Annotated in this window: 22 protein-coding genes and 2 tRNA genes; 11 read left to right on the top strand and 13 right to left on the bottom strand. The window is 62.4% G+C overall.

Features of this window, described 5'->3' with window-relative positions; genetic code table 11:
- Positions 1 to 12 precede the first annotated feature (12 nt).
- The 3 genes from clpX (at position 13) to CK226_RS08460 (ending at position 4,442) form a co-directional block, all read left to right on the top strand.
- The gene (gene clpX, locus CK226_RS08470) at positions 13 to 1,287 is read left to right on the top strand and encodes an ATP-dependent Clp protease ATP-binding subunit ClpX (protein ID WP_010915651.1); all 1,275 of its coding nucleotides are present in this window, start codon (positions 13 to 15) and stop codon (positions 1,285 to 1,287) included.
- 273 nt (positions 1,288 to 1,560) lie between these two features.
- A complete protein-coding gene (lon, locus tag CK226_RS08465; protein ID WP_027046751.1) occupies positions 1,561 to 3,972 on the top strand; it encodes an endopeptidase La in 2,412 nt (803 codons plus the stop codon).
- Positions 3,973 to 4,169: 197 nt separating this feature from the next.
- Positions 4,170 to 4,442 carry an HU family DNA-binding protein gene (locus CK226_RS08460; protein ID WP_006201846.1) on the top strand — a complete coding sequence of 91 codons (273 nt, stop codon included), beginning with the start codon at positions 4,170 to 4,172 and terminating at the stop codon, positions 4,440 to 4,442.
- A gap of 199 nt (positions 4,443 to 4,641) precedes the next feature.
- Here the strand turns inward: CK226_RS08460 and CK226_RS08455 are convergent, their stop codons facing one another.
- Positions 4,642 to 5,664 carry an aldo/keto reductase gene (locus tag CK226_RS08455; protein ID WP_095770396.1) on the bottom strand — a complete coding sequence of 341 codons (1,023 nt, stop codon included), beginning with the start codon at positions 5,662 to 5,664 and terminating at the stop codon, positions 4,642 to 4,644.
- Positions 5,665 to 5,784: 120 nt separating this feature from the next.
- Here CK226_RS08455 and CK226_RS08450 point away from each other — a divergent pair, with 120 nt between their 5' ends.
- Both CK226_RS08450 and CK226_RS08445 read left to right on the top strand, forming a co-directional pair.
- Entirely contained in the window at positions 5,785 to 6,411 is a 627-nt protein-coding gene (locus CK226_RS08450; protein ID WP_245317955.1) for an SIS domain-containing protein, read from the top strand.
- Positions 6,412 to 6,414: 3 nt separating this feature from the next.
- Positions 6,415 to 7,158, top strand: coding sequence for a creatininase family protein (locus tag CK226_RS08445; RefSeq protein WP_095770395.1), 744 nt, complete (start codon positions 6,415 to 6,417; stop codon positions 7,156 to 7,158).
- Positions 7,159 to 7,372: 214 nt separating this feature from the next.
- Here the strand turns inward: CK226_RS08445 and CK226_RS08440 are convergent, their stop codons facing one another.
- The 3 genes from CK226_RS08440 to CK226_RS08430 form a co-directional block, all read right to left on the bottom strand.
- Positions 7,373 to 8,290 (bottom strand): carbohydrate ABC transporter permease, encoded by a 918-nt coding sequence (locus CK226_RS08440; RefSeq protein ID WP_010915657.1) that lies wholly within the window; start codon positions 8,288 to 8,290, stop codon positions 7,373 to 7,375.
- 11 nt (positions 8,291 to 8,301) lie between these two features.
- Positions 8,302 to 9,432 (bottom strand): sugar ABC transporter permease, encoded by a 1,131-nt coding sequence (locus CK226_RS08435; RefSeq protein ID WP_095770393.1) that lies wholly within the window; start codon positions 9,430 to 9,432, stop codon positions 8,302 to 8,304.
- Between the two features lie 89 nt (positions 9,433 to 9,521).
- A complete protein-coding gene (locus tag CK226_RS08430; RefSeq protein WP_095770392.1) occupies positions 9,522 to 11,189 on the bottom strand; it encodes a sugar ABC transporter substrate-binding protein in 1,668 nt (555 codons plus the stop codon).
- Positions 11,190 to 11,478: 289 nt separating this feature from the next.
- Between CK226_RS08430 and ugpC the strand changes: the two genes are divergently transcribed.
- Genes ugpC through rbsK form a run of 3 tightly spaced genes read left to right on the top strand, consistent with a single transcriptional unit; the run spans position 11,479 to position 13,948 of the window.
- The gene (gene ugpC, locus CK226_RS08425; RefSeq protein ID WP_095770391.1) at positions 11,479 to 12,534 is read left to right on the top strand and encodes a sn-glycerol-3-phosphate ABC transporter ATP-binding protein UgpC; all 1,056 of its coding nucleotides are present in this window, start codon (positions 11,479 to 11,481) and stop codon (positions 12,532 to 12,534) included.
- A gap of 27 nt (positions 12,535 to 12,561) precedes the next feature.
- Positions 12,562 to 13,014 carry an RbsD/FucU family protein gene (locus tag CK226_RS08420; RefSeq protein ID WP_095791575.1) on the top strand — a complete coding sequence of 151 codons (453 nt, stop codon included), beginning with the start codon at positions 12,562 to 12,564 and terminating at the stop codon, positions 13,012 to 13,014.
- A 4-nt stretch (positions 13,015 to 13,018) separates the two neighbouring features.
- Positions 13,019 to 13,948, top strand: a complete 930-nt coding sequence (rbsK, locus tag CK226_RS08415; RefSeq protein WP_095791574.1) for a ribokinase — start codon at positions 13,019 to 13,021, stop codon at positions 13,946 to 13,948.
- Between the two features lie 170 nt (positions 13,949 to 14,118).
- Here the strand turns inward: rbsK and CK226_RS08410 are convergent, their stop codons facing one another.
- Both CK226_RS08410 and CK226_RS08405 read right to left on the bottom strand, forming a co-directional pair.
- A complete protein-coding gene (locus tag CK226_RS08410) occupies positions 14,119 to 14,634 on the bottom strand; it encodes a hypothetical protein (protein ID WP_245433476.1) in 516 nt (171 codons plus the stop codon).
- A gap of 375 nt (positions 14,635 to 15,009) precedes the next feature.
- Positions 15,010 to 15,086: transfer RNA gene (locus CK226_RS08405), tRNA-Asp, on the bottom strand.
- Between the two features lie 217 nt (positions 15,087 to 15,303).
- On the opposite strand from CK226_RS08405, the gene CK226_RS08400 reads away from it, so the two are divergent.
- Together CK226_RS08400 and CK226_RS08395 are read left to right on the top strand one after the other, a co-directional pair.
- A tRNA-Val gene (locus CK226_RS08400) sits at positions 15,304 to 15,379 on the top strand.
- A 199-nt stretch (positions 15,380 to 15,578) separates the two neighbouring features.
- Positions 15,579 to 15,782, top strand: a complete 204-nt coding sequence (locus CK226_RS08395; protein WP_095791573.1) for a hypothetical protein — start codon at positions 15,579 to 15,581, stop codon at positions 15,780 to 15,782.
- A gap of 144 nt (positions 15,783 to 15,926) precedes the next feature.
- Here CK226_RS08395 and CK226_RS08390 read toward each other — a convergent pair whose 3' ends face one another.
- Positions 15,927 to 16,136 carry a hypothetical protein gene (locus CK226_RS08390; protein WP_095770386.1) on the bottom strand — a complete coding sequence of 70 codons (210 nt, stop codon included), beginning with the start codon at positions 16,134 to 16,136 and terminating at the stop codon, positions 15,927 to 15,929.
- 130 nt (positions 16,137 to 16,266) lie between these two features.
- On the opposite strand from CK226_RS08390, the gene CK226_RS08385 reads away from it, so the two are divergent.
- Positions 16,267 to 16,803 carry an inorganic diphosphatase gene (locus CK226_RS08385; RefSeq protein WP_095791843.1) on the top strand — a complete coding sequence of 179 codons (537 nt, stop codon included), beginning with the start codon at positions 16,267 to 16,269 and terminating at the stop codon, positions 16,801 to 16,803.
- Positions 16,804 to 17,028: 225 nt separating this feature from the next.
- Here the strand turns inward: CK226_RS08385 and CK226_RS08380 are convergent, their stop codons facing one another.
- From CK226_RS08380 to CK226_RS08355, 6 genes are all read right to left on the bottom strand, one after another.
- Positions 17,029 to 17,799 carry an SDR family NAD(P)-dependent oxidoreductase gene (locus CK226_RS08380; protein WP_095791572.1) on the bottom strand — a complete coding sequence of 257 codons (771 nt, stop codon included), beginning with the start codon at positions 17,797 to 17,799 and terminating at the stop codon, positions 17,029 to 17,031.
- A gap of 13 nt (positions 17,800 to 17,812) precedes the next feature.
- Positions 17,813 to 18,808 (bottom strand): ABC transporter permease, encoded by a 996-nt coding sequence (locus CK226_RS08375; RefSeq protein WP_095770890.1) that lies wholly within the window; start codon positions 18,806 to 18,808, stop codon positions 17,813 to 17,815.
- 120 nt (positions 18,809 to 18,928) lie between these two features.
- On the bottom strand, positions 18,929 to 19,969 hold the full coding sequence (locus tag CK226_RS08370; RefSeq protein ID WP_095770384.1) for a sugar ABC transporter substrate-binding protein: 1,041 nt from the start codon (positions 19,967 to 19,969) through the stop codon (positions 18,929 to 18,931).
- 40 nt (positions 19,970 to 20,009) lie between these two features.
- The gene (locus CK226_RS08365; protein ID WP_095770383.1) at positions 20,010 to 20,774 is read right to left on the bottom strand and encodes an ATP-binding cassette domain-containing protein; all 765 of its coding nucleotides are present in this window, start codon (positions 20,772 to 20,774) and stop codon (positions 20,010 to 20,012) included.
- The gene (locus CK226_RS08360; protein ID WP_095791571.1) at positions 20,774 to 21,937 is read right to left on the bottom strand and encodes an ROK family transcriptional regulator; all 1,164 of its coding nucleotides are present in this window, start codon (positions 21,935 to 21,937) and stop codon (positions 20,774 to 20,776) included. The genes CK226_RS08365 and CK226_RS08360 overlap by 1 nt, the downstream gene beginning before the upstream one ends.
- Before the next feature lie 304 nt (positions 21,938 to 22,241).
- Positions 22,242 to 23,543 carry a M23 family metallopeptidase gene (locus tag CK226_RS08355; protein ID WP_095791570.1) on the bottom strand — a complete coding sequence of 434 codons (1,302 nt, stop codon included), beginning with the start codon at positions 23,541 to 23,543 and terminating at the stop codon, positions 22,242 to 22,244.
- Positions 23,544 to 23,788 lie beyond the last annotated feature (245 nt).

Genomic DNA, 23,788 nt, shown 5'->3' with positions numbered 1-23,788 from the left:
AAGGACAGGAAAATGAGCAAGGTCGGCAACAACAGCGGTGACTCGAAGAACACGCTTTATTGCTCGTTTTGCGGCAAAAGCCAGCATGAGGTGCGCAAGCTGATCGCCGGCCCGACGGTCTTCATCTGCGACGAATGCGTCGAGCTCTGCATGGACATCATCCGCGAGGAGAACAAGACCTCGATGGTGAAGTCGCGCGAGGGCGTGCCGACACCGCAGGAGATCCTCAAGGTTCTCGACGACTATGTCATCGGCCAGCCCTACGCCAAGCGCGTGCTGTCGGTGGCCGTTCACAACCACTACAAGCGCCTCGCGCATGCCGGCAAGAACAACGATGTCGAGCTGGCCAAGTCCAACATCCTGCTGATCGGCCCGACCGGTTGCGGCAAGACGCTGCTCGCGCAGACGCTGGCCCGCATCATCGACGTGCCCTTCACCATGGCCGACGCCACGACGCTGACCGAAGCCGGTTATGTCGGCGAGGACGTCGAGAACATCATCCTGAAGCTCCTGCAGTCGGCCGACTACAATGTCGAGCGGGCCCAGCGCGGCATCGTCTACATCGACGAGATCGACAAGATTTCGCGCAAGTCCGACAATCCCTCGATAACCCGCGACGTGTCGGGCGAGGGCGTGCAGCAGGCGCTGCTGAAGATCATGGAAGGCACCGTCGCTTCCGTGCCGCCGCAGGGCGGCCGCAAGCATCCGCAGCAGGAATTCCTGCAGGTCGACACCGCCAACATCCTGTTCATCTGCGGTGGCGCCTTTGCCGGCCTGGACAAGATCATCTCGGATCGCGGCCGCAAGACCTCGATCGGTTTCGGCGCCACGGTCGCCTCGCCGGAGGACCGCCGCACCGGTGACATCTTCCGCCAGGTCGAGCCCGAGGATCTGCTGAAATTCGGCCTCATTCCGGAATTCGTCGGCCGTCTGCCCGTTCTGGCGACGCTGGAGGACCTCGACGAGCCGGCGCTGATCCAGATCCTGACCGAGCCGAAGAACGCGCTGGTCAAGCAGTACCAGCGGCTGTTCGAGATGGAAAATGTCGACCTGACCTTCCACGAGAACGCGCTGTCGGCGATCGCCAAGCGCGCTATCGAGCGCAAGACCGGCGCGCGCGGCCTGCGTTCGATCATGGAAGCGATCCTGCTCGACACCATGTTCGAACTGCCCGCGCTCGAAGGCGTGCGCGAAGTGGTGATTTCGGAAGAAGTGGTGACCGGCAGCGCCCGGCCGCTCTACATCTACTCCGAACAGAAGGAAAAGAAGGGCAACGTCAGCGCCTGACATGGCACGTCGCCGCATATTTTTGTGGAACGGCGCCGTCGCGGCGCCGTTTTGCTGTGTAGGGAACGCGACCTCAGTGATGGAGTGGATTGCAGGCGATGTTAACTCTTGATCTTTGCCCTGCCTGCATCCACCTAACACGAGAAGGCCGAGGTGCCCGATTTCTGTGCTGTAAAACACCCGTCACAAACGGTGGTAGGCGGAACGATCCCCGGTCGTTAATATAAGATTCGCGGCTGGCCTGATGGCGACCGCGACATGAAAGGTTGGACAATGGCCAAAATATCCAAGGCTCCCAGCGACGGCGTCTTCGCAGTCCTCCCACTGCGCGACATCGTGGTGTTCCCGCACATGATCGTTCCGCTCTTTGTCGGGCGCGAAAAGTCGATCAAGGCGCTGGAAGAGGTGATGGGTCAGGAAAAGCAGATCCTGCTTGCCACCCAGATGAATGCTGCCGATGACGATCCCGAGCCCGATGCGATCTTCGACATCGGCACGCTCGCCAATGTGCTGCAATTGCTGAAGCTGCCCGACGGCACCGTCAAGGTCCTGGTCGAAGGTGCTTCGCGTGCCAAGATCGTTTCGTTCACCGACCGTCCCGATTTCCACGAGGCCCGCGCCACCGCGTTGGTCGAGCCGGAAGAGGAGGAGGTCGAGGTTGAGGCGCTGGCCCGCTCGGTCGTCACTGACTTCGAGAACTACGTCAAGCTGAACAAGAAGATCTCGCCTGAAGTGGTGGGTGCCGCCAGCCAGATCGACGACTATTCCAAGCTCGCCGATACGGTTGCCTCGCATCTCGCCATCAAGATCCCTGAAAAGCAGGAAATGCTGGCCACGCTCTCGGTCAAGGAGCGGCTGGAAAAGGCGATGGGCTTCATGGAAGCCGAAATCTCCGTCCTGCAGGTGGAGAAGCGCATCCGTTCGCGCGTCAAGCGCCAGATGGAGAAGACGCAGCGCGAATACTACCTCAACGAGCAGATGAAGGCGATCCAGAAGGAGCTCGGCGAGGGCGAGGACGGCCGCGACGAGGCCGCCGAGATCGAGGCGCGCATCAAGAAGACCAAGCTCTCCAAGGAGGCCCGCGAAAAAGCGGAAGCCGAGTTGAAGAAGCTGCGGACGATGTCGCCGATGTCGGCGGAATCGACCGTCGTGCGCAACTACCTCGATTGGCTGCTGTCGATCCCGTGGGGCAAGAACTCCAAGGTCAAGCAGGACCTGGCCTACGCCCAGAACGTGCTCGACACCGATCACTTCGGTCTCGACAAGGTCAAGGACCGCATCGTCGAGTATCTGGCCGTGCAGAGCCGCCAGAAGAAGCTGAAGGGGCCGATCCTGTGCCTCGTCGGCCCTCCCGGCGTCGGCAAGACCTCGCTCGGCAAGTCGATCGCCAAGGCGACCGGTCGCGAGTTCATCCGCATGGCGCTCGGCGGCGTGCGTGACGAAGCCGAGATCCGTGGCCATCGGCGCACCTATATCGGTTCGATGCCCGGCAAGGTCATCCAGTCGATGAAGAAGGCGAAGAAGTCCAATCCGCTCTTCCTGCTCGACGAGATCGACAAGATGGGCCAGGACTTCCGTGGTGATCCGTCGTCGGCGCTGCTCGAGGTGCTCGATCCCGAACAGAACTCGACGTTCATGGACCATTACCTCGAGGTCGAATACGACCTGTCGAGCGTGATGTTCGTGACGACGGCCAATACGCTGAACATCCCTGCGCCCTTGATGGACCGCATGGAGATCATCCGTATCGCCGGCTACACCGAGGACGAAAAGATCGAGATCGCCAAACGGCACCTGATGCCGAAGGTGATCCGCGATCACGCGCTGCAGCCGAAGGAGTTCTCTGTCGGCGAGGATGCGATCCGTGCCATCATCCAGACCTACACGCGTGAAGCGGGTGTCAGAAGCCTGGAGCGCGAGCTGATGAAGCTCGGGCGCAAGGCCGTGACCGAGATCCTGAAGACGAAGAAGAAGACGGTGAGCATCACGGCGGCGAACCTCGCCGACTACCTCGGTGTCCAGCGCTATCGCTTCGGTCAGGTCGAGGCCGACGATCAGGTCGGTGTCGTCACCGGTCTTGCCTGGACGGAAGTCGGCGGCGAATTGCTGACGGTCGAAGGTGTCATGATGCCCGGCAAGGGCCGCATGACGGTGACCGGCAATCTGCGCGACGTGATGAAGGAATCGATCTCGGCGGCGGCGTCCTATGTCCGCTCAAGAGCTCTCGATTTCGGCATCGAGCCGCCGCTGTTCGACAAGCGCGACATCCACGTGCACTTGCCGGAAGGCGCCACGCCGAAGGATGGTCCGTCCGCGGGTGCTGCCATGGCCACAGCCATTGTGTCGGTGCTGACGGGCATTCCGGTCCGGGCCGATGTGGCGATGACCGGCGAGATAACGCTTCGCGGCCGCATCTTGCCGATCGGCGGCCTCAAGGAGAAGCTGCTCGCCGCTCTGCGCGGCGGCATCAAGAAGGTGCTGATCCCGGAAGACAATGCCAAGGATCTGGCGGAGATTCCGGACAATGTGAAGAACGGCATGGAGATCATTCCGGTCTCGCGCGTCGGCGAGGTGTTGCGCCACGCACTGGTGCGTATGCCGGAGCCGATCGAATGGGTCGAACCGGTCAATCCGCCGGCCACAACCGACAGTGCCGACGATGCTGGAAAGTCGCTTGCACATTAGATTCCTTCTAAGGTTGCAGTGCACAAACGGAAAGCCGGGCCTCGTGCCCGGCTTTTTCATGTGAAAAACCCCGGATTTCCGGGCTTTTTTCCATTTTTTCCAGGCTTTTCGACTTGGTTGCGGCAACGCTTCTTTCTAAAGTCCGTTTCCTGCCGGATGAGTCGTTAGTTCCGGTGTTCTCATGGAAGGGAATTTTTATGAACAAGAACGAACTGGTGTCCGCTGTCGCCGACGCCGCGAGCATTTCGAAGGGTGACGCGCAGTCGGCGGTCGATGCGGTATTTTCCGTCATCACCGGCGAACTGAAGAAGGGCGGCGATGTCCGGCTTGTCGGCTTTGGCAATTTCACCGTGTCAAAGCGTGCCGCCTCGACCGGCCGCAACCCGCAGACCGGCGCCGAAGTGAAGATCCCGGCACGCACCGTGCCGAAGTTCTCGGCCGGCAAAGGCCTGAAGGACGCAGTCAACTAAGCGTTTTTTCTTTTCAGAGACAGAAAAGCCGGGCTTGCCCGGCTTTTCATTTTTTGTGCCCAATGCCGGTACACGCGACCAGAAAAGCCGGGCTTGCCCGGCTTTTCATTTTTTGTGCCCGACGCCGGTACACGCGACCAGAAAAGCCGCGCTTGCCAGGCTTTTCTTTTTTTGGCCCGAATTAGAGGCGGCAACGCTCCTATGCGGTCGGCGCGTCGTCGCGCATCAAGCCCTCCTTCTTGAGGTCGGCCCACAGCGCTGCCGGCAGTTTCGCGTCGAGCAGTGCCCGGTTGCTTTCGACTTCGCTCGGCCGCTGGCCTCCGGGGATCACCGAAACGACCGAGGGATGCAGCAGCGGAAACTGCAGCGCCGCCTCGATCAGCCTGACGCCATGGCGTTTGCAGACAGCCTCGATGCCGGCGACCCGCTCGAGAATGTCCTTCGGCGCCTCGGAATAGTTGTAGTAGGCGCCGGGCTTCGGTCCTGTCGCCAGGATGCCGGAATTGTAAGGGCCGCCAAGGACGATACCGATGCCGCGCTTCTGGCAAAGGGGCAGGAAGGATGTCAGCGCCTCCTGTTCCAGCAGCGTGTAGCGCCCGGCCAGCAGGAACAGGTCGAAATCGCCGCGCTCGGCCAATGTCTGGGCAACCTGCCATTCGTTGATGCCGCCGCCGAACGCCTTGATCGCGCCCTGGTCGCGAAGCGACAGGAGTCCATAGTAGCCCGAGCGCATGAATTCTTCGATGCGCCGGTCGGACGCCTCCTTGCTGCCATGGGTGAAGATGTCGACATCGTGCACGAACAGTATGTCGATCCTGTCGACGCCGAGCCGCTCGAGCGAGGCTTCGAACGAACGCATGACGCCGTCATAGCTGTAGTCGTAGACCTCCTGGCGTGATGGCGTGTCGAAGAACTTGCCGATGGCCGTGCGCTGCTCCGGCGGGCAGGCGCGCATGAGGCGGCCGACCTTGCTCGACAGCACATAGTCGTCGCGCTTCTTGCCGCGCAGGAAGGGGTTGAGGCGTGTTTCCGACAGGCCAAGCCCGTACAGCGGCGCGGTGTCGTAGTAGCGGCAGCCGGTCGCCCAGGCGGCGTCGAGCGTGGCCTTGGCATCCTCGTCCGAAACGGCGCGGTAGAGATTGCCGAGCGGTGCCGTGCCGAAGCCGAGCTCCGTAAAGGTGAGGCCGCCATTGCCGATGCGGTCGAAATGCCGTGTCTTCATGTCCTGCAATTTTCCCGGGGTTGATCTGTGTGAGCTGATTTATCTGACATGACACTATCATGCCTGCGACCAGGCAAAAGCGCTGCGCGGCGTTGGACACGCATTTTCGCGGTTGCTAGCATGAATGAAATCAAGCTGTTCGTGAAAAAGTCCGAGGAGGATTTCGAGGGTGGGTTTGTCGTGAGCGACCGGGACGAAAATCTGTTCAAGACCGCGCTCGACGAACTCGGCGGCGTGCTGGCGCGCGTGGATGACAGCCAGATCGGCGCGGCCTGCAAGCTGCTGGCCGAAGCCAGACAGATCGTCGTCTATGGCTGCGGCCGCGAGGCGTTGCAGGTCAAGGGTTTCGCCATGCGGCTCTATCATCTCGGCCTGCCGGTCTCGGTGGTCGGCGACATGACCACGCCGCCCTTGGGGCCTGGTGGCGTCTTCCTGGCCAGTTCGGGACCGGGAGAAACCTCGACGGTGCTGACCTTGATGCGCGTCGCGCGCGATGCCGGCGCGACCAATCTGCTGCTCACCGCCCAGGCCGGCGGCAGCGCGGCGGGGTTGGCCGATGCCACGCTGCTCATTCCGGCCCAGACCATGGCCAATGACCAGGGGCCGCAAAGCACTTCGGTCCTGCCGATGGGCTCGGTATTCGAAGGCGCGCTGTTCCTGCTGTTCGAGGTGATGGTGCTGAAGCTCAAATCCCTGATCGGTGCTTCGCCCCAGGCCATGCGTGCCCGCCATACCAATATGGAATAGATCATGCACTATGAACTGATGCTGCCGCACCAGATCCGCAAGGCGATTGCCGAGAATTGGCCGGTCGCCCTGCCGCTCGGCGTGCTCGAGTACCATGGCGAGCACATGGCCGTCGGCATGGATACGCTGGCCGTCATCAAGACGCTGGAACTGTTCGAGAAGGAGAGGGATGTCGTCATCCTGCCCCCCTTCTACTACGGCGCCGCGAGCTACGCAGTGGCGCCGCCGGAAGGTTCCGGCTCGGTGCAGGTCGGCGGCAACCAGCTGGCGCCGTTCGGCGAGGAACTGTTCTACAGCCTGCTGCGTATCGGTTTCCGCAACATCCACGCCATCATCCACCACCAGACCGAGAATTTCGCCGCCGGCATGCCGACCGATCTCGCCTTCAAGACCGCCGGCCGCCAGGCGATCTTCCGTTTCCTCGAGAAGCAGCGCGGCGAGGGCTGGTGGGGCTCGAAGGACATGGCCGACTATTATGCCGGACATGCCGCCGGTGAAAATTTCTTCAACTGGGTGCAGGTCCATCCGCTGATGCCGGCCGCCATGAATGGCAAATATCCGTTCGACCATGCCGGCATCGGCGAGACGTCACTGATGCTGGCGCTGTGTCCGGAGGCGGTCGACGCCGCCCGCTTCGCCGACAATACCGGCTGGTACACGGCGAGCGCCAAGGATGCATCGGCGGAACTTGGGAACAAGGGCGTCGCGATGATCATGGATCACCTGCGCGCTATCCTGAAGGCCTAGCGCGGTTCGACCTTCTCCCCCTTGTTGTGGGAGAAGGTGGATCGGCGCGTAGCGCCGAGCCGGATGAGGGGTGCTGGACGAAATGCGGCGTCAAAATATAGAGTGATTTTAAGCGCTTATATCTTCAGTGTTGTGATCCTGCCAACACCCCTCATCCGACCGAGCTTCGCTCGGCCACCTTCTCCCACAAGGGGAGAAGGGAAGACAGGGCGGCCTACTTCACGGCTCCCGCCGTCATGCCCATGATGAGATAGCGTTCCAGCGCGATGCCGATGACCGCCAGCGGCGCGATCGCGGCGGTGGCAAGGGCTGCCATCGACCACCAGTTGATGCCTTGCGAGCCGGTCTGGCTCGCCACCATGACAGGAATGGTCTTGGCATCGGTCGAGGTCAGAAGGGCAGCGAAGAAATATTCGTTCCAGCACAGCACCATCGCCAGGATGAAGGCGGCGACCATGCCCGGCAGCGCGATCGGCATGACGATGCGGAAGAACGCCCCCCAGATCGACAGGCCGTCGACGAGCGCTGCTTCTTCCAGCTCGACCGGGATGGAGTTGAACTGGTCGCGCATGATCCAGATGACGATCGGCAGCACCATCAGCGTGTACAGCAGGACCAGCCCGATGCGCGTGTCGAGCAGGCCGACTTCGCGGTACAGCACCAGGAAGGGCAGGGCGAGCACCACCGGCGGCAGGATCAACTGCGACAGGAAGAAGAAGGAGATGTCCTCGTTCTTGAACCAGGCGAACTTGTAGCGGTAGCGCGTGAGGCCGTAGGCGGCGAGGCTGCCGATGACGATGGCGAGGCTCGATGCGCCGACCGAGGTGATGACCGAGTTCATGAAGCGCTTGAAGAACTCATCGCGCACCGTGGAGGTCTGGAAGATCGAATCCGGCGACAGCCCGAGCGAACGCCAGCCTTTCCAGTCCGGCTGGAAGTCGACGAAGGGGATCAGATGGCCTTGCGTGACATCGACCGCCGATTTGAACGAGGTCGTTATCGTCCAGTAGATCGGAAACAGGCAGATCAAGGCCCAGAACACCAGCGCGCCATAGATGAAGACGCGGCTGGTGATGAAGCTCGCCGGAGAACGGATTTCGGAGACGGTGTATTCGGTGGTCTGAACGCTCATGATCCGGCCACTCAATTGACGTTGCGCACGAAGCGGTTGGCGAGTTTCAACAGCCAGGTCACGAACACGACGATGATGACCAGATAGGCCATCGCCAGCATGGTGCCGTAGCCGACATTGGAGCGGTCGCGGTATTCGCGATAGATGAAGCTGGAGACGGAATCGGTCGCGCCGCCGGGGCCGCCCGAAGTCACCGTGATGATGATGTCGGCCAGCTTCAGCTTGAAGATGATGCGCAGGATCACCGCCGTCACCGAAACCGGCAACATCAGCGGGAAGGTGACCTGCCAGAAGGTCTGCCAGGTGGTCGCGCCGTCGACGCGCGCGGCCTCCAGCACCTCGCGCGACATCGCCTGCAGGCCGGCGAGCAGCATGATCATCATGAACGGGATGAAGGTCCATGCATCCAGTATCATGATCGATATGCGGGCGATGATGGGATCGGAGAAGAAGGCGGGATTGTCCCAGCCGAGATGGCGCGCCAGTGTTGCCGCCGGTCCGAACCGGTACTCCATCAGCGATTTGCCGATCATCCAGGACACAGCGACCGGCGACAGCATCAGCGGCATCAGGAAGACGACGCGAAAGAATTTGCGCGCCCGGATCTGCGCGTTGAGCAGCAGCGCCAGCCCGAAGGCTATGACATATTCGACCAGCACGGCGAGCACGTAGAGCACCATGTTGAACAGCGCGTTGCGATAGTAGGGATCGCCCAGCATCTGCCAGAAATTGTCGAGCCCGTTGAACCTGCGGCCGCTGAAGGAGGAGAGGTTCCAGTCGGTGAGCGCGATGTAGAAGCCGAACAGTGTCGGGAAGATCACCATGGCGATGGTGAACAGCAGCGCCGGCAGCAGGAACAGCGCGCGCTGGCCGTCCTCGCCGCGCGTCAGCACCTGGCCGATGCCGAGTGCCACGCCCCACAGCACATAGGCGTAGACCACGGGACGCCATGTGTCGAAGCCGATCGTATCGACCTCGCTCTTGTAGAGGATCTGGACAAGGATCGTTGCCAGCAGGCCGAGCGTTGCAGCGGCCATCACCGCCCACCCCAAGCGTTTGCGGCCTGGCGGTATCAGGTCGGATGGGACGGCGTTTGCCGGCCAATCATTGGTGGGCAAAATCTGGTCAGCCAAGCGTCTCATCCAGTTGCAGTAGGCACTTCGCGACCGGCGGTGCCGGTCAAGACAGGGTCCGGCGGCTTTCGTCGCCGGACCCCGGTTTCACGCTGCGATCAGGCCAGGCCGAGCGAGGCCTTGTAGAGCTTGACCTGCTTTTCGCGACCGATCTGGTCGGTGAGCTTTTCCCAGGCGGCGGCGATGGCATCGGCGCCTTCCTGTGCCTTCATCTTGCCGGCGAAAGTGTTGGCGAGAATGTCCTCGGCGGCGCTGTAATACTGGAAGATGCCGGGGATGCGTGGCTCGATCGCCGCGTTCGGATGGTTGTAGCTGTCGCCTTCCGACTTCAGATACGAGGTGATGAAGGCCTCGTCGTAGCCGGCCGCCACCCATTCCGGAATGTCGAAATGCGAATTGCGGTAGGGCTGGAAGCCGGACGGATACATCGCCGTCCAGATCGACAGGTCCTTGCCGCCGAGATGGGCGGCGGCGGACCATGCCGCCTTTTTCTTCTTCTCGTCCTTGTCGACGCGGGCCATGACATAGACGCCCCAGCCCAGATAGGCGCAGTTCGGCGAATAGTTCGGCCCGCTGGCGAGCTTCTCCCATTTGCCGGTCTTGGAATTGTACACATCGTCCGAGCCCGGCAGGATCGAGAAGCCGGTGACGTCGCCGATGACCGACGAATCGTTGGTCTTGACGTTGGAGCCGATGTCGCCCCACCAGGGGATCATCGAACCGGTGCCGGCCAGGAACTGCTGGAAGCCTGTGGTGTTCGGGTCGGCGTTGATCTGGTCCGCCGGTTCCGACGGCAGCGCGTCGATCACGTCCTGGATGGCGCGCACCCAGGCCGGATTGTTGATGCGCGGCTTCATCGTGTCGGCGTCGAACAGCCATGCCTTGTCGTCGGGATGCTTGGCGTAGGCGGTGGCGCGGCTGCCGAGGAAGTAGAAGCCGAAACCGCCCCATGGCTTGGGCGCGTCCAGATAGCCGTAAACGTCCTGGCCCTTGAATTTCTTGCCCTTGAGGAACTTGGTGACGGCCTGCACCTGCTGCCAGGTCTTCGGTACGCCCCATTCGCCTTCACCGCCGCCATCCTTCCACTGCTTGGCGAGGTCGGCATCGGCGAACACGTCGGTGCGGTAGTTGAAATTGTGCGTGTCGCCGTCGATGGTGACGCGATACTGCTTGCCGTCCCAGGTGCCGACCGGCGGCTTCAGATAGTTGACCAGATCGTCGAAATCGATCTGCTTCTTGACCCAGTCGGGCATCTCCGAGGTCAGGCCCTTGCCGCAGACATCGCCTTCGAAGGGCGCGCCCATTTCGATGATGTCGAAGTCGACGGTGCCGGTGGCGATCGATTGCTGCAGCCGGGCGTTGTAGTCGGCCTGCGCCAGGTCGATCCAGCTGATCTTGGCGCCGGTATAGGCCTCCCACGGCTTCAGGAAGCCGCGGAACAGCACGTTGTGCAGGTTCTGGTTGTTGAGGCCCATGAAGGTCAGCTCGACGCCGGCGAATTCGCCTTCCTTGACATTGGCCTTGGTCGCCTCGAGGCAGAGTTCGCCGACCTTCTGGAAATCGGCATCGGTCGGCTGACCTTTGCCAACGCCGGGAATCTGCAGGATCTTCGACCGCAGTTCGCTTGCGGCGGACGCCGGACGCGTCAAGGCGCCGAGCCCGGCGCCGGATGCCGCCGCGATCGCGGCCATGCTGGCCGCACCCTTCAATATATCGCGCCTGGTGGCGCCGGCACGAACCAGTTTCTCGTAAAGACCTGTTCTCATCGCAATTCCTCCCAAAACATCAGTGTGATGGATGTGGCCAACCTGTCGGACGTTGGAGCGCCAACGATTCTCCCGGCTCGGAAACGAATTAGGCAGGACCCCACCCTGCGTCGATTTTAGGTTCCGATTGCGGATCAGGTAACGACATTTAGACCAGCGCCTGCCACTATTCTCGCAACCAAACGCCGTGTCAACGAGAACGGTTTTGTCTACAAGAGACCGACTTGCCCTGACAGGGCGTGTTGGTTAGCTTCTGCGCCTACGGCCAGTTGGAGCCGATGGGGGAGAGATGGCTCAAGTCGCGATCAGCAAGGTGGCCAAGGCGTTTGGAACCGTCAAGGTTCTGCACGAAGTCAGCGTCGACATCGCTGACGGACAGTTCGTGGTGCTGGTCGGCCCCTCGGGTTGCGGCAAGTCCACGCTGCTCAGGATGGTGGCCGGGCTGGAGACCGTTTCCGGCGGCACGATCGCCATCGGCGACCGCGTCGTCAACCATCTGCCGCCGGCAAAGCGCGACATCGCCATGGTGTTCCAGAACTACGCGCTCTACCCGCACAAGACGGTCGAGCAGAACATGGCCTTTGCCCTCAAGCTGCGGAAAACCGATCCGGCCGTGGTCGCCGAGCGGGTCAAGCGCGCCGCCGACATCCTCGACCTCAACCCCTATCTGAAGCGCTATCCCCGGCAGCTCTCCGGCGGCCAGCGCCAGCGCGTCGCGATGGGCCGCGCCATCGTGCGCAATCCACAGGTGTTCCTGTTCGATGAGCCGCTCTCGAACCTCGACGCCAAGCTGCGCGTGCAGATGCGCACCGAGATCAAGGAACTGCACCAGCGGCTGAAGACCACCACGATCTACGTCACCCACGACCAGATCGAGGCCATGACCATGGCCGACAAGATCGTCGTCATGCGCGACGGCCGCATCGAGCAGGTCGGCGCGCCGCTGGAGCTGTTCGACCGGCCGGCCAATCTCTTCGTCGCCGGCTTCATCGGCTCGCCGTCGATGAACCTGCTCAAGGGTGTTGTGCGCAAGGGCGGCAAGCCCGGCGTCGACATATCAGGCACATTGTTTCCGATTGCCGACAATGCCGCGCAGGACGGGCAGGCCGTCGTCTATGGCGTGCGCCCGGAGCATCTGGAAATTCATCCCGATGGTGTGCCGGCGAAGATTTCGGTGGTCGAACCGACCGGCTCGGAAACGCTTGTGTTCCTGCGCTTTGGCGACCGCGAGATGGTGGCGCTGTTTCGCGAGCGCCACGACTTCAAGCCCGGCGACACGCTGACCCTGAAGCCCAGGCTCGACCAGATTCATCTTTTCGATGCCGAGACCGGCAAGCGTCTCTGATCTCAAACGGACTTCACGAGGACCATCATGCTCAAAGGCATCAATCCGCTGCTCAATGCCGACGTGCTCCAGGCATTGCGGGCGATGGGCCATGGCGATGACCTGATCATCGCCGACACCAACTTCCCCTCCGATTCGGTGGCGCGCCAGACGGCACTCGGCCGGCTGCTGCGCATCGATGCGTCGGCCGCGGAAGTGGTGAAGGCAGTGCTGTCGCTTTATCCGCTGGATACGTTCGTCGACGACGCGGCCGCGCGCATGGAAATCGTCGGCGAGCCGGACGAGATTCCGTCCGTGCAGAAGGAAGTGCAAAAGGAAATCGACGCCGCCGAGGGCAAGTCCTGGCCGATGCTGCCGGTCGAGCGCTACGCCTTCTACGAGCGTGCCAAGCAGGCCTATTGCGTCATCCAGACCGGCGAACGCCGTTTTTACGGTTGCTTCGCCTTCCGCAAGGGCGTCATACCGCCGGATGCGGAGTAGCGATATGGCAGCCGTAAAGCCTGTCGTCATATTGGGCGTCTTCGTCGCCGATACCGCCTATCGCGCCGATCGCCAGCCGCGCATGGGCGAGACTATCCTCGGCAATTCGTTCAAGCTGGGCCCGGGCGGCAAGGGATCGAATCAGGCGGTGGCCGCAGGCAAGCTCGGCGCCGACACCACTTTCCTGACCCGCCTTGGCGTGGATGCCTTTGCCGACATGGCCAAGCGGACCTGGCAGGATGGCGGCGTGAAAAGCGCCGTCATCGACACGCCGGACAGCTATACGGGCGCTGCCTACATCTTCGTCGAGGAGGGCAGCGGCAACAACGCCATCATCGTCAGCCCGGGTGCGGCCATGCTGATCTCGCCGGCCGATATCGAGGCCAATGCCGCCTTGATTCGTGGTGCCGGCGTCTTCGTAACCCAGCTCGAACAGCCGATCGATGCCGCGATGCGGGCGCTGGAGATCGCGCGCGGGGCAGGAGTGACGACCATCTTGAACCCTGCTCCCGCGGCAAAGCTTCCCGACCGAATCTACGCGCTCTGCGACTATCTCACGCCGAACGAGACCGAGACGGAGGAATTGACCGGACTGAAGGTTTCTTCGGTCGATGAGGCGCGGGCCGCCGCCGGCAAGCTGCTCGAAAAGGGCGTCGGCACGGTCATCGTCACGCTCGGCGACAAGGGCGCGCTTCTGCACTCGAAGGGACGCTCCGAGCATGTCCCCGCCATCAGCGCCGGGCCGGTGGTCGAAACCACCGGCGCGGGCGACGCCTTCAACGGCGGCTTCGCCGCGGCGCTGTCGCGAGGCGTGGACCCGCTGCAGGCGGTGCGCTTCGCCTGCGCTGTCGCCGGCATCTCGGTGACGCGACCCGGCACCGCGCCGTCGATGCCGACGCTGCAAGAGGTCGAGGCACTGCTGGCGAAGGGGTGAGGCACGCGGGCCAGCCGGACCATCAGGCTGTTCCAATCCCCGGGCATTCCCATGAAAAGTGCGTGGCGCTTTCCCCTGGGAATTGCGCCAAAACAAAGAGTCAGGGCAGTTCGCCGCGTCCGTGAAACGACAAACTGCCCTGGACGTCCATCCAGCGATAGCCCGATCAGCTATTGCCTGACGTAGCAGCGCTTTTCGCGACCGGGAGCCGGATCGCCGAACGTATCATTGTCGCACTGGACGCCGTTGCGGAATACGTCCTGCGTGAATTGGCCGCGTGCCCCGTACCTGACCACCTTGCGGCCATAGAAATCGCAGTAATCGCCTTCATCGGCACAGGCTGCCCATCTCTCGCGGCGGGGTTCGTCGTAATTGTCATCCGACTGGTCCCGGCCACGCATCACGATGAAACACGACTTTGGGATGCCCGGCGCCGGGTCGCCAAAAACGCGATTTGAACACGGCACCGCGTCTCGCTCGAAATAGCGCGAGGTCGTGCGGCCCCGGGCGCCGTAGACCACTTCGGCGGGGTACGGCAGACGGCAGAGCCCGCCCTCGCGCGCGCATTGCTGCAACCGGTCGGCCGACGCGGTCGCCGGGAAAAGGGCGGTAGCGACCGTCGCCGCGCCGCCCAGGTACATGAGCGTGAATAATGTGCGCATAGGAATGTTTGGTGCGATTGACACGATAAGTCCTCCATGCCGTTCAGGCAGCCTACTAGTGCAACTCCGCTACCTGCGAAATGAATCCAGCGCTTTGTGGGCAAATCCGCAAGTGGGATTCACAACGTCAAACGCGGCTCAAGCCCGAGTCGTTCCAGGAGCTGCTTTTCAGCCTATTGGAGTGGCGTCGCGTTTGCCAGATTGCCGCGCGGGCGTGGCTGAATTTTTGAAGCCGGCTGCGAAACAGTCTGCCGCCAACGATTCGCGCGGCGGCGACGAATGATCATCGACAGCGGCAGGGCGCAAAAGCCCGCGTCTTGGCACTTCATTTCTGAAAGTGGATTCTGACAATTCATGTCGGCATTTCCCTGTGCCAAGGATTGCGATCCTTGAGGGAAATGGCGCGAGTGACGGGGCTCGAACCCGCGACCTCCGGCGTGACAGGCCGGCACTCTAACCAACTGAGCTACACCCGCGCATTGACGAGCACGTGTCAGCCGTGTTCGTCGTTGGGGCGCTGGATAAGGGGTTCGCCACCGGGTGTCAAGCGCACCAAACCATCATAACAACAAACTGGAGAAGGTTTTTTGACAGCCGGCGTTTTGTTCGCAAATCGGGCCTGCGGACAGGGCGTCACCTGTTCATTTGGCCTTGCGAAGCCGGTCCCGACCGCTTAAAGGTCCGCGCCGGAGCGGGCGATTAGCTCAGTTGGTAGAGCGCTTCGTTTACACCGAAGATGTCGGCGGTTCGAGCCCGTCATCGCCCACCATCCCGCGTCGTCTTGAAAATGCGATTTGGCCCTTCCAGGTGCGTTTTCAATTCCCATGCATGCGGTCTTCCGCCCGTCCTCCCGACCCTGCCGTCTTCCCGTAAACAGGCTTTTCGCAGGTTGCGATTTCGCCGATGGGAACGTTAGCAGGGCTTCGAAGTTTCTTGACCGCTAAGGCGACCTTGCGCGGAGGTGGCAAATGAAGACGACAGTTGGACCGGATACCGTCGACGTGGCCAAGGCGGTCGATACGATGCTCACGGAGCATGACGCCCATGCCTTTCTATCGATGGCCGAATTTATCGAAGTGCTTCGTCAGAGAACGAGAACCGACCGTTCTGACGCGGATCTGAAAGCCCTCGTCACGAAGAAGGCGGCTTTGCTTGATATCGTTATGGAGTGAAGGCCAAGCTCGGCTGCGCAGCTTGGGCAGAATGCTGTTTGCGTATCGGCGCGCCTGCGATCAGCCATTTCAGGGGCCCTGTTTTGTGCGGCGTGCCACCAGGGGCAAGGCTGCCCGCGAGATCGACTGAACAAGGCCGGCGCGCTACATTTTGTTCCGCCGCTTTTCGATAGCATAGGATGTCCAGCGGCAGCACATGCCCGCGATCGATGTGGCGGCGCCGCCAAACAGGCATGCCGCAAGCAGCGGGTCTTGCGAGGCACTTTTCCAGCTGACCACCGCCAGCAAAATGACGCTTACCATCGAGACCACATAGCCGATACCTTTCAGCGTATGCGGCGAAACCTTAGCCATCGCACTCTCCCCTTCCACGCCTATGTTGAACATCTGTATCGGCGCCAGGTTCCGTTCGTCGGTTGGCCACGCGGGAACCTTTTGCCTGTTCGCGCGTGCTACTGCGATCTGGGCACTGGATGCACAAGCCATGACAAACTTCCTGAAACTCCCTGCGAAGTCGCGGAAGCTGTTTCGCGTTGTCGTCGAAACGCCGCGCGGAGCAGCCGCCAAGCTCGCCTACGACCCCAAGACGGGCGTCTTTCAATATTCAAGGCCGCTGCCGATCGGCAACACATACCCTTATGATTGGGGGTTCGTACCTTCCACCGTCGGAGAGGATGGTGATCCGCTCGACGGGATGGTGATCCACCAGGCCGCGACAGCACCCGGCGTGGTCATCAAATGCGATCTGCTCGGTGCATTGCGGGTGAAGCAGAAAGACCCTGATGGGGCGGTCATCCGCAACGATCGTTATATTTTCTGCCCGCGTAAGGAGGATGCGCCGGACAAGCCCGTCGCTGCCGACCATTTGCCGCAGGATTTGCGCCGGGAGATCGAGCAGTTCTTTTTGTCCTCCGTGCTGGGCACGGGCAAGACGATCAAGCTGAAAGGCTGGCAGGACGCCGACGAGGCTGCCAGGTCGCTCGGCAGGGGTGCGAGGGCTTTTCGGCGCAATAACAGGTAATGGCTGGCCCCGTCTTCCGCGATCACACCATAGGCTGAAATGGTCACGCGGTACACAATACTATCAGCGGTCGATTCCCCCCGGGATGTAGCCACTCCAAAAGCCCGTCGCGGGTCGCCCCCGTGGCGGGTTTTTCATGGATCCGAGGATGCGGGCCACAACGGGCGAGCGTCCTGACGCCTCCTCTGAGTTGATCTCTCCGCGTCGCCCGAAAGACCTGAGTTCTCAAGGCGGCACCATCCGAAAATCCTTGCCCTCGGGCAGCAATTGCCCGCCATCGACGACAATGGTCGTGCCGGTGATGTAGCTGGCGTCGTCCGAGGCAAGGAACAGGAAGGCATTGGCGACATCGCGCGGACTGCCGAGCCGGCCGAGCGGGATCGAATCCTCCATGTTCTTGATATAGGCGGCGCCGCGATGCTGCTGGATGGCTTCGGTCAGGATGTTGCCGGGTTCGACACCGTTGACGGTGATGCCGTAGCCGGAGAATTCCAGCGCCGCTGCCCGGATGAAGCCGTTGATGCCTGCCTTTGTCGCCGAATAATGGCCGTGTCCGGGGCTGGTGACATGCGGCCCGGTGATGGAGGAGGTGTAGAGCATGCGTCCGGAGCGCTGCGCCTTCATCGGCACCAGGGCTGCGCGGGTGGCATTGAAGGTGCCGCGCAGATTGACCGCCATCACGCGATCCCAGTCGTCGGTGCTGGTGTTCTCGATCAATTGCCAGGGATAGATCCCGGCATTCTGCACGATGATGTCGAGGCGGCCGTATTGCTTCAGCGCCAATGCGACCGCGGCCTCGGCGTCGCGCATTTGCGAAATGTCAGTGCCGATGAAGGGGACACCGAGTTCATCTGCGGTCGCTTGCCCGGCCTCAGCCTCGCTGTCGGCCACCACCAGCCTTGCGCCTTCTTCGGCAAAGCGCAGTGCGATGCCCTTGCCGATGCCGCGCGCGCTGCCGATGATCAGCGCCACCTTGTCTTTCAATCGTCCAGTCATGCGAGCGGTCCTGTCATGCCAGTCTCTGGCGAATGGTTTGCTTGAATGCGTCGAGCAGCACGGCCGCCAGCACCAGCAGTCCGTGGATGACCTGGGTGAAATTGGCCGGTAGCCCCATGAGATTGATCGCCGTGTTGATGGCCGAGAGCAGAAGCACGCCGGCGTAGACGCCGGGCAGGGTGCCGACACCGCCCTTCAGGCTGACGCCGCCGATGACGACCGCGGCAAAGGCGTTGAACAGAAGGCCGACGCCGAGATTTGCGGTGGCGCCCGATGTGCGGATGGCCAGCAGCCAGCCGGCAAGGCCGGCAATGGCGCCGGCAAGCACGAAGGCGATGATGAGGTTGCGGTTCACCCGGATGCCGGCCCGGAAGGTCGCCGTCTCGTTGCCGCCGATCATCACCAGGTGCCTGCCAAACGGTGTCTTGGCCATGATCAGCGAGAAGACGACGAAGCAGGCGATGGCGATCCAGGCGGTGAGCGGCAGGCCGATCAGCCGCTGGATGCCGAACCAGCGGATCGCCGGTGCAAGATCCTGCGCCGAGCGGCCGCCCGAAATCACCAGCACCAGGCCGCGCACCCAGATGTAGGACGCCAGTGTGATGATGAAGGCGCTCATCTTGACCCTGACGACCAGAAACCCGTTGAAGGCGCCGATCAGGCCGCCCACGGTCAGCGCCAGCAGCAGCGATACCGGGACCATCAGCCATTCGGGATGCAGTTGAACGCCAAGGCCGATGCCCGACGAGCAGAACAGGATGCCGACCGCCATGGCGCTGAGTGCGGCGACGGATTCGACCGACAGATCCATGTGGCCGGCGATGATGACCAGCGCCAGGCCGATCGACATGACGCCGAGTACGCTCGATGCCTCGATGATGTTGGCGAAGATGCCGAGCTGGAAATAGTTCGGGATGAAGATGGAAAAGACCACCAGCACGAAGACCAGCATGAACCAGACGAGGTTGTCGAGGGCGAACTCCAGGGCTTGGCGGGTGCGGAGGGTCATGGACTGATCCGGCTGGCGCATGACCCCGAAAATTCGATTTTCGGTGACGATCTTGCGCGGATTGGAATTGCGGCGGAGTGGCTCCGGGCCTGAGTGGCCCGGAGCGGCTTACGCGACGGTCTATTCGACCGATTTGACGGTGTCCGTCGGCGGCTTCTGGTTGCCCCAGAAGGCCGGATTGTCGACGTTTTCCTTGGTGATGGCCGCACCCGGGATCTTGATGTTCGGACCCCAGGCTTCCTTGGTCACGACCGACTTCAGGCCAAGCACGTCATAGTCGCCGGGCTTGATCTCCTGCTTCTTGACGACCTTGTCCATGAACATGGCGACGGCTGCGGCCTGTGCGTAGAGCGGCTGTTCGACTTCGACATTGAGCCAGCCCTTTCGGATCAGGTCGAGGCCGACCGGAGCGCCGTTCGAGCTCATCAGCATGACGTCGCCCGGCTTCTTGCCGGCGGCCTCGAGCGAGGCGACGGCGGCGACCGAGAGATGCGCGGCATGGCTGAAGATCAGGTCGATGTCGGGGTTTGCCAGCATCTGGTCGGCGACGATGGTGCCGGCATTGCTGGCCTCCCACTGCATGGCCGGCAGCGAGATGATCTTGACGTCCGGGAACGCCTTCATCTTCTCCTCGAAACCCTTCTGGATGTCGAGCGTATAGGGATCGCCGGGATCGCCGAGCACCTGCAGCACCTTGCCCTTCACGGAGCCGTTCTTGGCTTTCAGCAGTTTTTCGGCCTGGTCCGCGGCGATATGGCCGATCTCGACCGTACCCGCCACCGAGGTGAAGTCGGAAGGCGTCGAGGTGATCTGGCGGTCGAACTCGACCACCGGGATGCCGGCGGCGCGCGCGGCCTCTATCGACGGCTTCAACGCATTGAAATCGACCGCCGCCAGGATGATCGCCGCCGGCTTCAGCGCGATGACGTCGTTCATCTGCGACTGCTGCGCGTCGGTCTTGTTGTCGGCGTTCAGCGTCTTTATGTCGTAGCCGACCTGCTTCAGGAACAGCTCCAGCGCGGTGACCGAGCCGGTCTGGAATTCATCGAGCAATGTCGGCACCAGATAGTAGACGGTCCCCTTGGACTGGGCGAATGCCGGCGTGAGCGTGGCAACGGCCAGTGCCAGGATACCGAAGACAGCAAGAAGTATTCGCTTCATGTCGTTCGCTCCTGTTGAGCCGGACCCCTCTTTGTGTCCCTCAGCTCGCCGGTCCGGCACCGGCAAGCGTCTCCCCGGTGATCATGTTGATCACCGCATCGGGACTTGTTTTGTTTCTGGCGACATCGCCCGCCACGACGCCTTGCCGGATCACCACGATCCGGTCGGCGACCTGAAAAGCCTGCTGCATGATGTGGGTGATGATGACGACGCCGATGCCCTGGCTCGCCACCTGGCGGATCATGTCGAGACCTCGCCGCGTCTGCTCGACGCCCAGCGCCGCGAAAGGCTCGTCGAGCAGCACCAGCTTGCCGCCCCAGTGGACAAAACGGTTGAGTTCGATGGCTTGCCGCTGGCCGCCCGAGAGATGCTCGACATTGGTGCGCAGCGACGGAATGCGGGTGCCGGCACTGGCCAGCGCCTTGGAGACGACTGCCTCCATGGCGCGCTCGTCGAGCACAGGAATGCCGAGCACCTTCCTGGTGATCTCGCGGCCCATGAAGAAATTCGCCACCACGTCGACATTGGTGCAGAGCGACAGGTCCTGGTAGACGGTTTCGATGCCCGCCGCCTTGGCCTCGGCCGGCGACCTCGCGAGAAACTCCTTGCCTTCGAACAGCATGCGGCCCGAGGTCGGCTCCAGTCCGCCTGATATGATCTTGACCAGCGTGGATTTGCCGGCGCCGTTGTCACCCAGCAACGCCACGACCTCGCCCTTGCCGATGGAGAAGCTGATCCCCTTCAGCGCTTCGATCGCGCCATAGTTCTTGGTGACGTTGTCGAGCACCAGCAGCGGTTCGCTCATCAGGCAACCTCCTTGGCCGTCAGAGGATCGCGGCCGCGCTCGCGCTCGGCGGCGAACATCTGGCCGAAGCGCGGCGACAGCACTCCCGAGACCGCAAGCGCGGCGGCGCCGCGCAACACCGAATGCTGCCCGCCGCGAGCGACCATCAACCGGGGCGCGATGCGGTCCTTGCGCGCCGAGACGGAGTTGTGCAGGCCGCCGGTCGACCCGGCCAGCCGTTCGAGCAGGTCGGTGGACGCCAGCCCGCCGAGGATGACCGTTTCGGGGTCGAAGAGGTTCTCGATGACGGCGACGGCATTGTGAAAGATCGGCGCGACTTCCGCGACCCAGTCGGTCTCCGTGCCGTTCCAGCGGCGAAGCGCCTCGAGCGAGAGGTATCTTTCGAGGCAACCCCGGTTGCCGCAGGGACAGGCCTCGCCGCCCGGAACGACAGGGATGTGTCCGACCTCGCCGGCATTGCCCCAGGCGCCGCGCTGCACGGAACCGTCATGAACCATCACGCCGCCGAGGCCAACACCGAAATAGAGATAGTAATAGTCGGAGAATTGAGCGCCGAGGCCGTAGAGCCGCTCGCCCATGGCCGCCGCCACCATATCGGTTTCGAAGAAGGCCGGCAGTCCGGTCGAGGCTGCCAGCCGCTCGCGCAGCGCTACATCCTTCCAGCCGGTCATGGTCGTCGGGCCTACGAAGCTCATGGATTCGACGCCGAACGGTCCGGGCAGGGCCAGGCCGACCCCAAGCACCCGTCCGCCGGCCCGTAATCCGGTCAATTCAATCACCATCGCACCGATCAGCTCGAAGGCATGGTCGGGCGTCGCGCTCGGGGCCTTGCGGTAAATGCTCTCGATCACGTCGCCGCTCAGATTGATCAAAGCAGCATCGATACCGAGTGGGGTGATATGGATGCCGACGGCATAGCCGCCCTCGGGATTGATGCGCAGCGTCGCCGGCGGCAGGCCGCGCCCCCTGGGCTCCTCGCGCAGGGAGAGGATGTAGCCCTGTTCTTCCAGTTCGCGAACGATGGTCGATACGGTCTGGACGGTCAGCCCGACGCGGCTGGCGATTTCGCCGCGGGCGATCGGCCCATGCAGGCGGATGGATTCGAGCACGATGCGCCGGTTGTATGGCCGCCCGAACTCCTGATTGGTCCCCCGCAATGCCATGCCTTGCGCTCCCGATTGACGCAAGGTTCGCACCAAAGATTTATTCAGTCAAATGGAATTCAAAAATAATTTGAGAGCAACATCACACCCGGGAAGGCTGCAAGCCGCACCGGGCTGAGACAGGGCCTAAGGCCGTGGACCAGTCGCCTTGCCGGCGCGTGGGGATGATGCGTCTGCTGGGGGCAAGAAAGGCGAAACAGGCGTCCGAAAGCCCCGCACGGATGGCGATCGCTCACCTCGAAATCAAAGCAGGAAGATCTATTCGAGAGCTATTGGGTGCCAATCAGGTCAGGACTGGCGCGCCTCAGAGGTACTGGGCCACCTTCTTGCCGACGGTGAGGAAGCGCAAGGGATCGATCGCTTCGCCATTGTGGCGCACTTCATAGTGCAGATGCGGACCCGTCGAGCGGCCGCTGCTGCCGGTCTTGCCGATGATGGCGCCGGCGTCCAGCTTCTCGCCCACGGTCACGTCGATTTCGCTGAGATGCCCGTAGCGAGTCGCAAAGCCATTGCCGTGGTCGACCTCCACCATGCGGCCATAGCCACCGTTCCAGCCGGCCTTGGTGACGATGCCGGGCGCCGTGACCTTGGCCGACGTGCCGATGGGCGCCCTGAAATCCATGCCCGAATGCAATGCTGCGGTGCCGAGGATGGGATCGGTGCGCACGCCGAACGGGCTGGTGACGGAGTGGCCGGGGGCGGGGTTGGCAAGCGGCAGCTGGCGCGCTTCCTTCTTCAACTGGTCGAGCGTGTCCAGGGCTTCGTCCAGTTCCTTGACCTTGCTGTCGAAGATCATCGAACTGTCGAGTGGGATCAGCGGGCCGCCGACATCGCTTTCGTTCTTGCCGAAATCGCTGTCGACCGGCAGTCCGGCCGCCTGCAGCGCCTGCTGGATGGCATCGGCGCTCTTGTAGGCATTGTCGGCAAGCGTGCTGATGCGGGTGAGTTGCTCGTTCTCGATGGATTTCAGCGACTGGTTGATCGAGACGAACAGCTTGTCGGCACGATCGGCGGCTGTATCGCTGGGCAGCGGATCGGTGCGGGTCGACCACAAGGAGAACGGCCTGGTATCGGCAGCACCCAGGTCGGCGCCAAGGCTCGCGACCGCGTAATTTCGCGCGGGCTGGCTGATGCTGCCAGTCACCTCGGCGTGCTTGTCCGGTTTGGCGGCCGCCGGATCCTCGGCGGGCGCTGCTCCCACCTCGTTCTCGGCGCGCTCGAGCAATGGTCCGAGACGGCCGTGGCGCTGGCTGAGCTGTGTCTGGCGTTCAATCAGTTCGCTGACCTTGTTTTCCATCAACTGCTGGTCGAGCAACTGGCGGCTGGTGATGCGGTCGACCTGGGCGCGGAGCGCCGAGATGCGGTCTTCGTAGGCCTGCTGCATGCGCGCCTGGCGCGCGGTGGTGGCGCCGATCAGGTCGTCGCGCAGCACGAGATAGGAGGTGGCCAGGAGGTAGCCGATGGCAATGGCGGCGAGTGCTGAGCCGATGAATGCCGCGAGCCAAGGCCGGATCGTGAAATGCCTGATCTCGTTGCCGCGGGCGATGATGACCGTGTGGGGTTCCTTGCGCCTGCCGAAGACTGCGGACTGACCGGTTGCGTTCACGGGACCAAGCTTTCGTTTACGACACCACGACAACTTGGATTACACATTATTAGGGTTAACAAAGGCTTGCCGGATCGATCGCCCGACGCCGAAAGCACGCGGCGCGCGTAGAGGGTTGTATGAAAATGGCCAAGGAAGCGTGCGTAATGCCGTGAAATCATTGGCGATGAGCGCCAATCTGCTGCCAGCGAAGCGGCCTGTCGGTCGCGATCGAGGTCTAGGTTTCCTTAACTGTCTTCGATTGC

The sequence above is a fragment of the Mesorhizobium sp. WSM4311 genome (genome assembly GCF_002295115.1).
In the GTDB taxonomy this organism is placed as follows: Bacteria; Pseudomonadota; Alphaproteobacteria; order Rhizobiales; family Rhizobiaceae; genus Mesorhizobium.
This window is presented reverse-complemented; position numbering and strand designations above follow the sequence as displayed.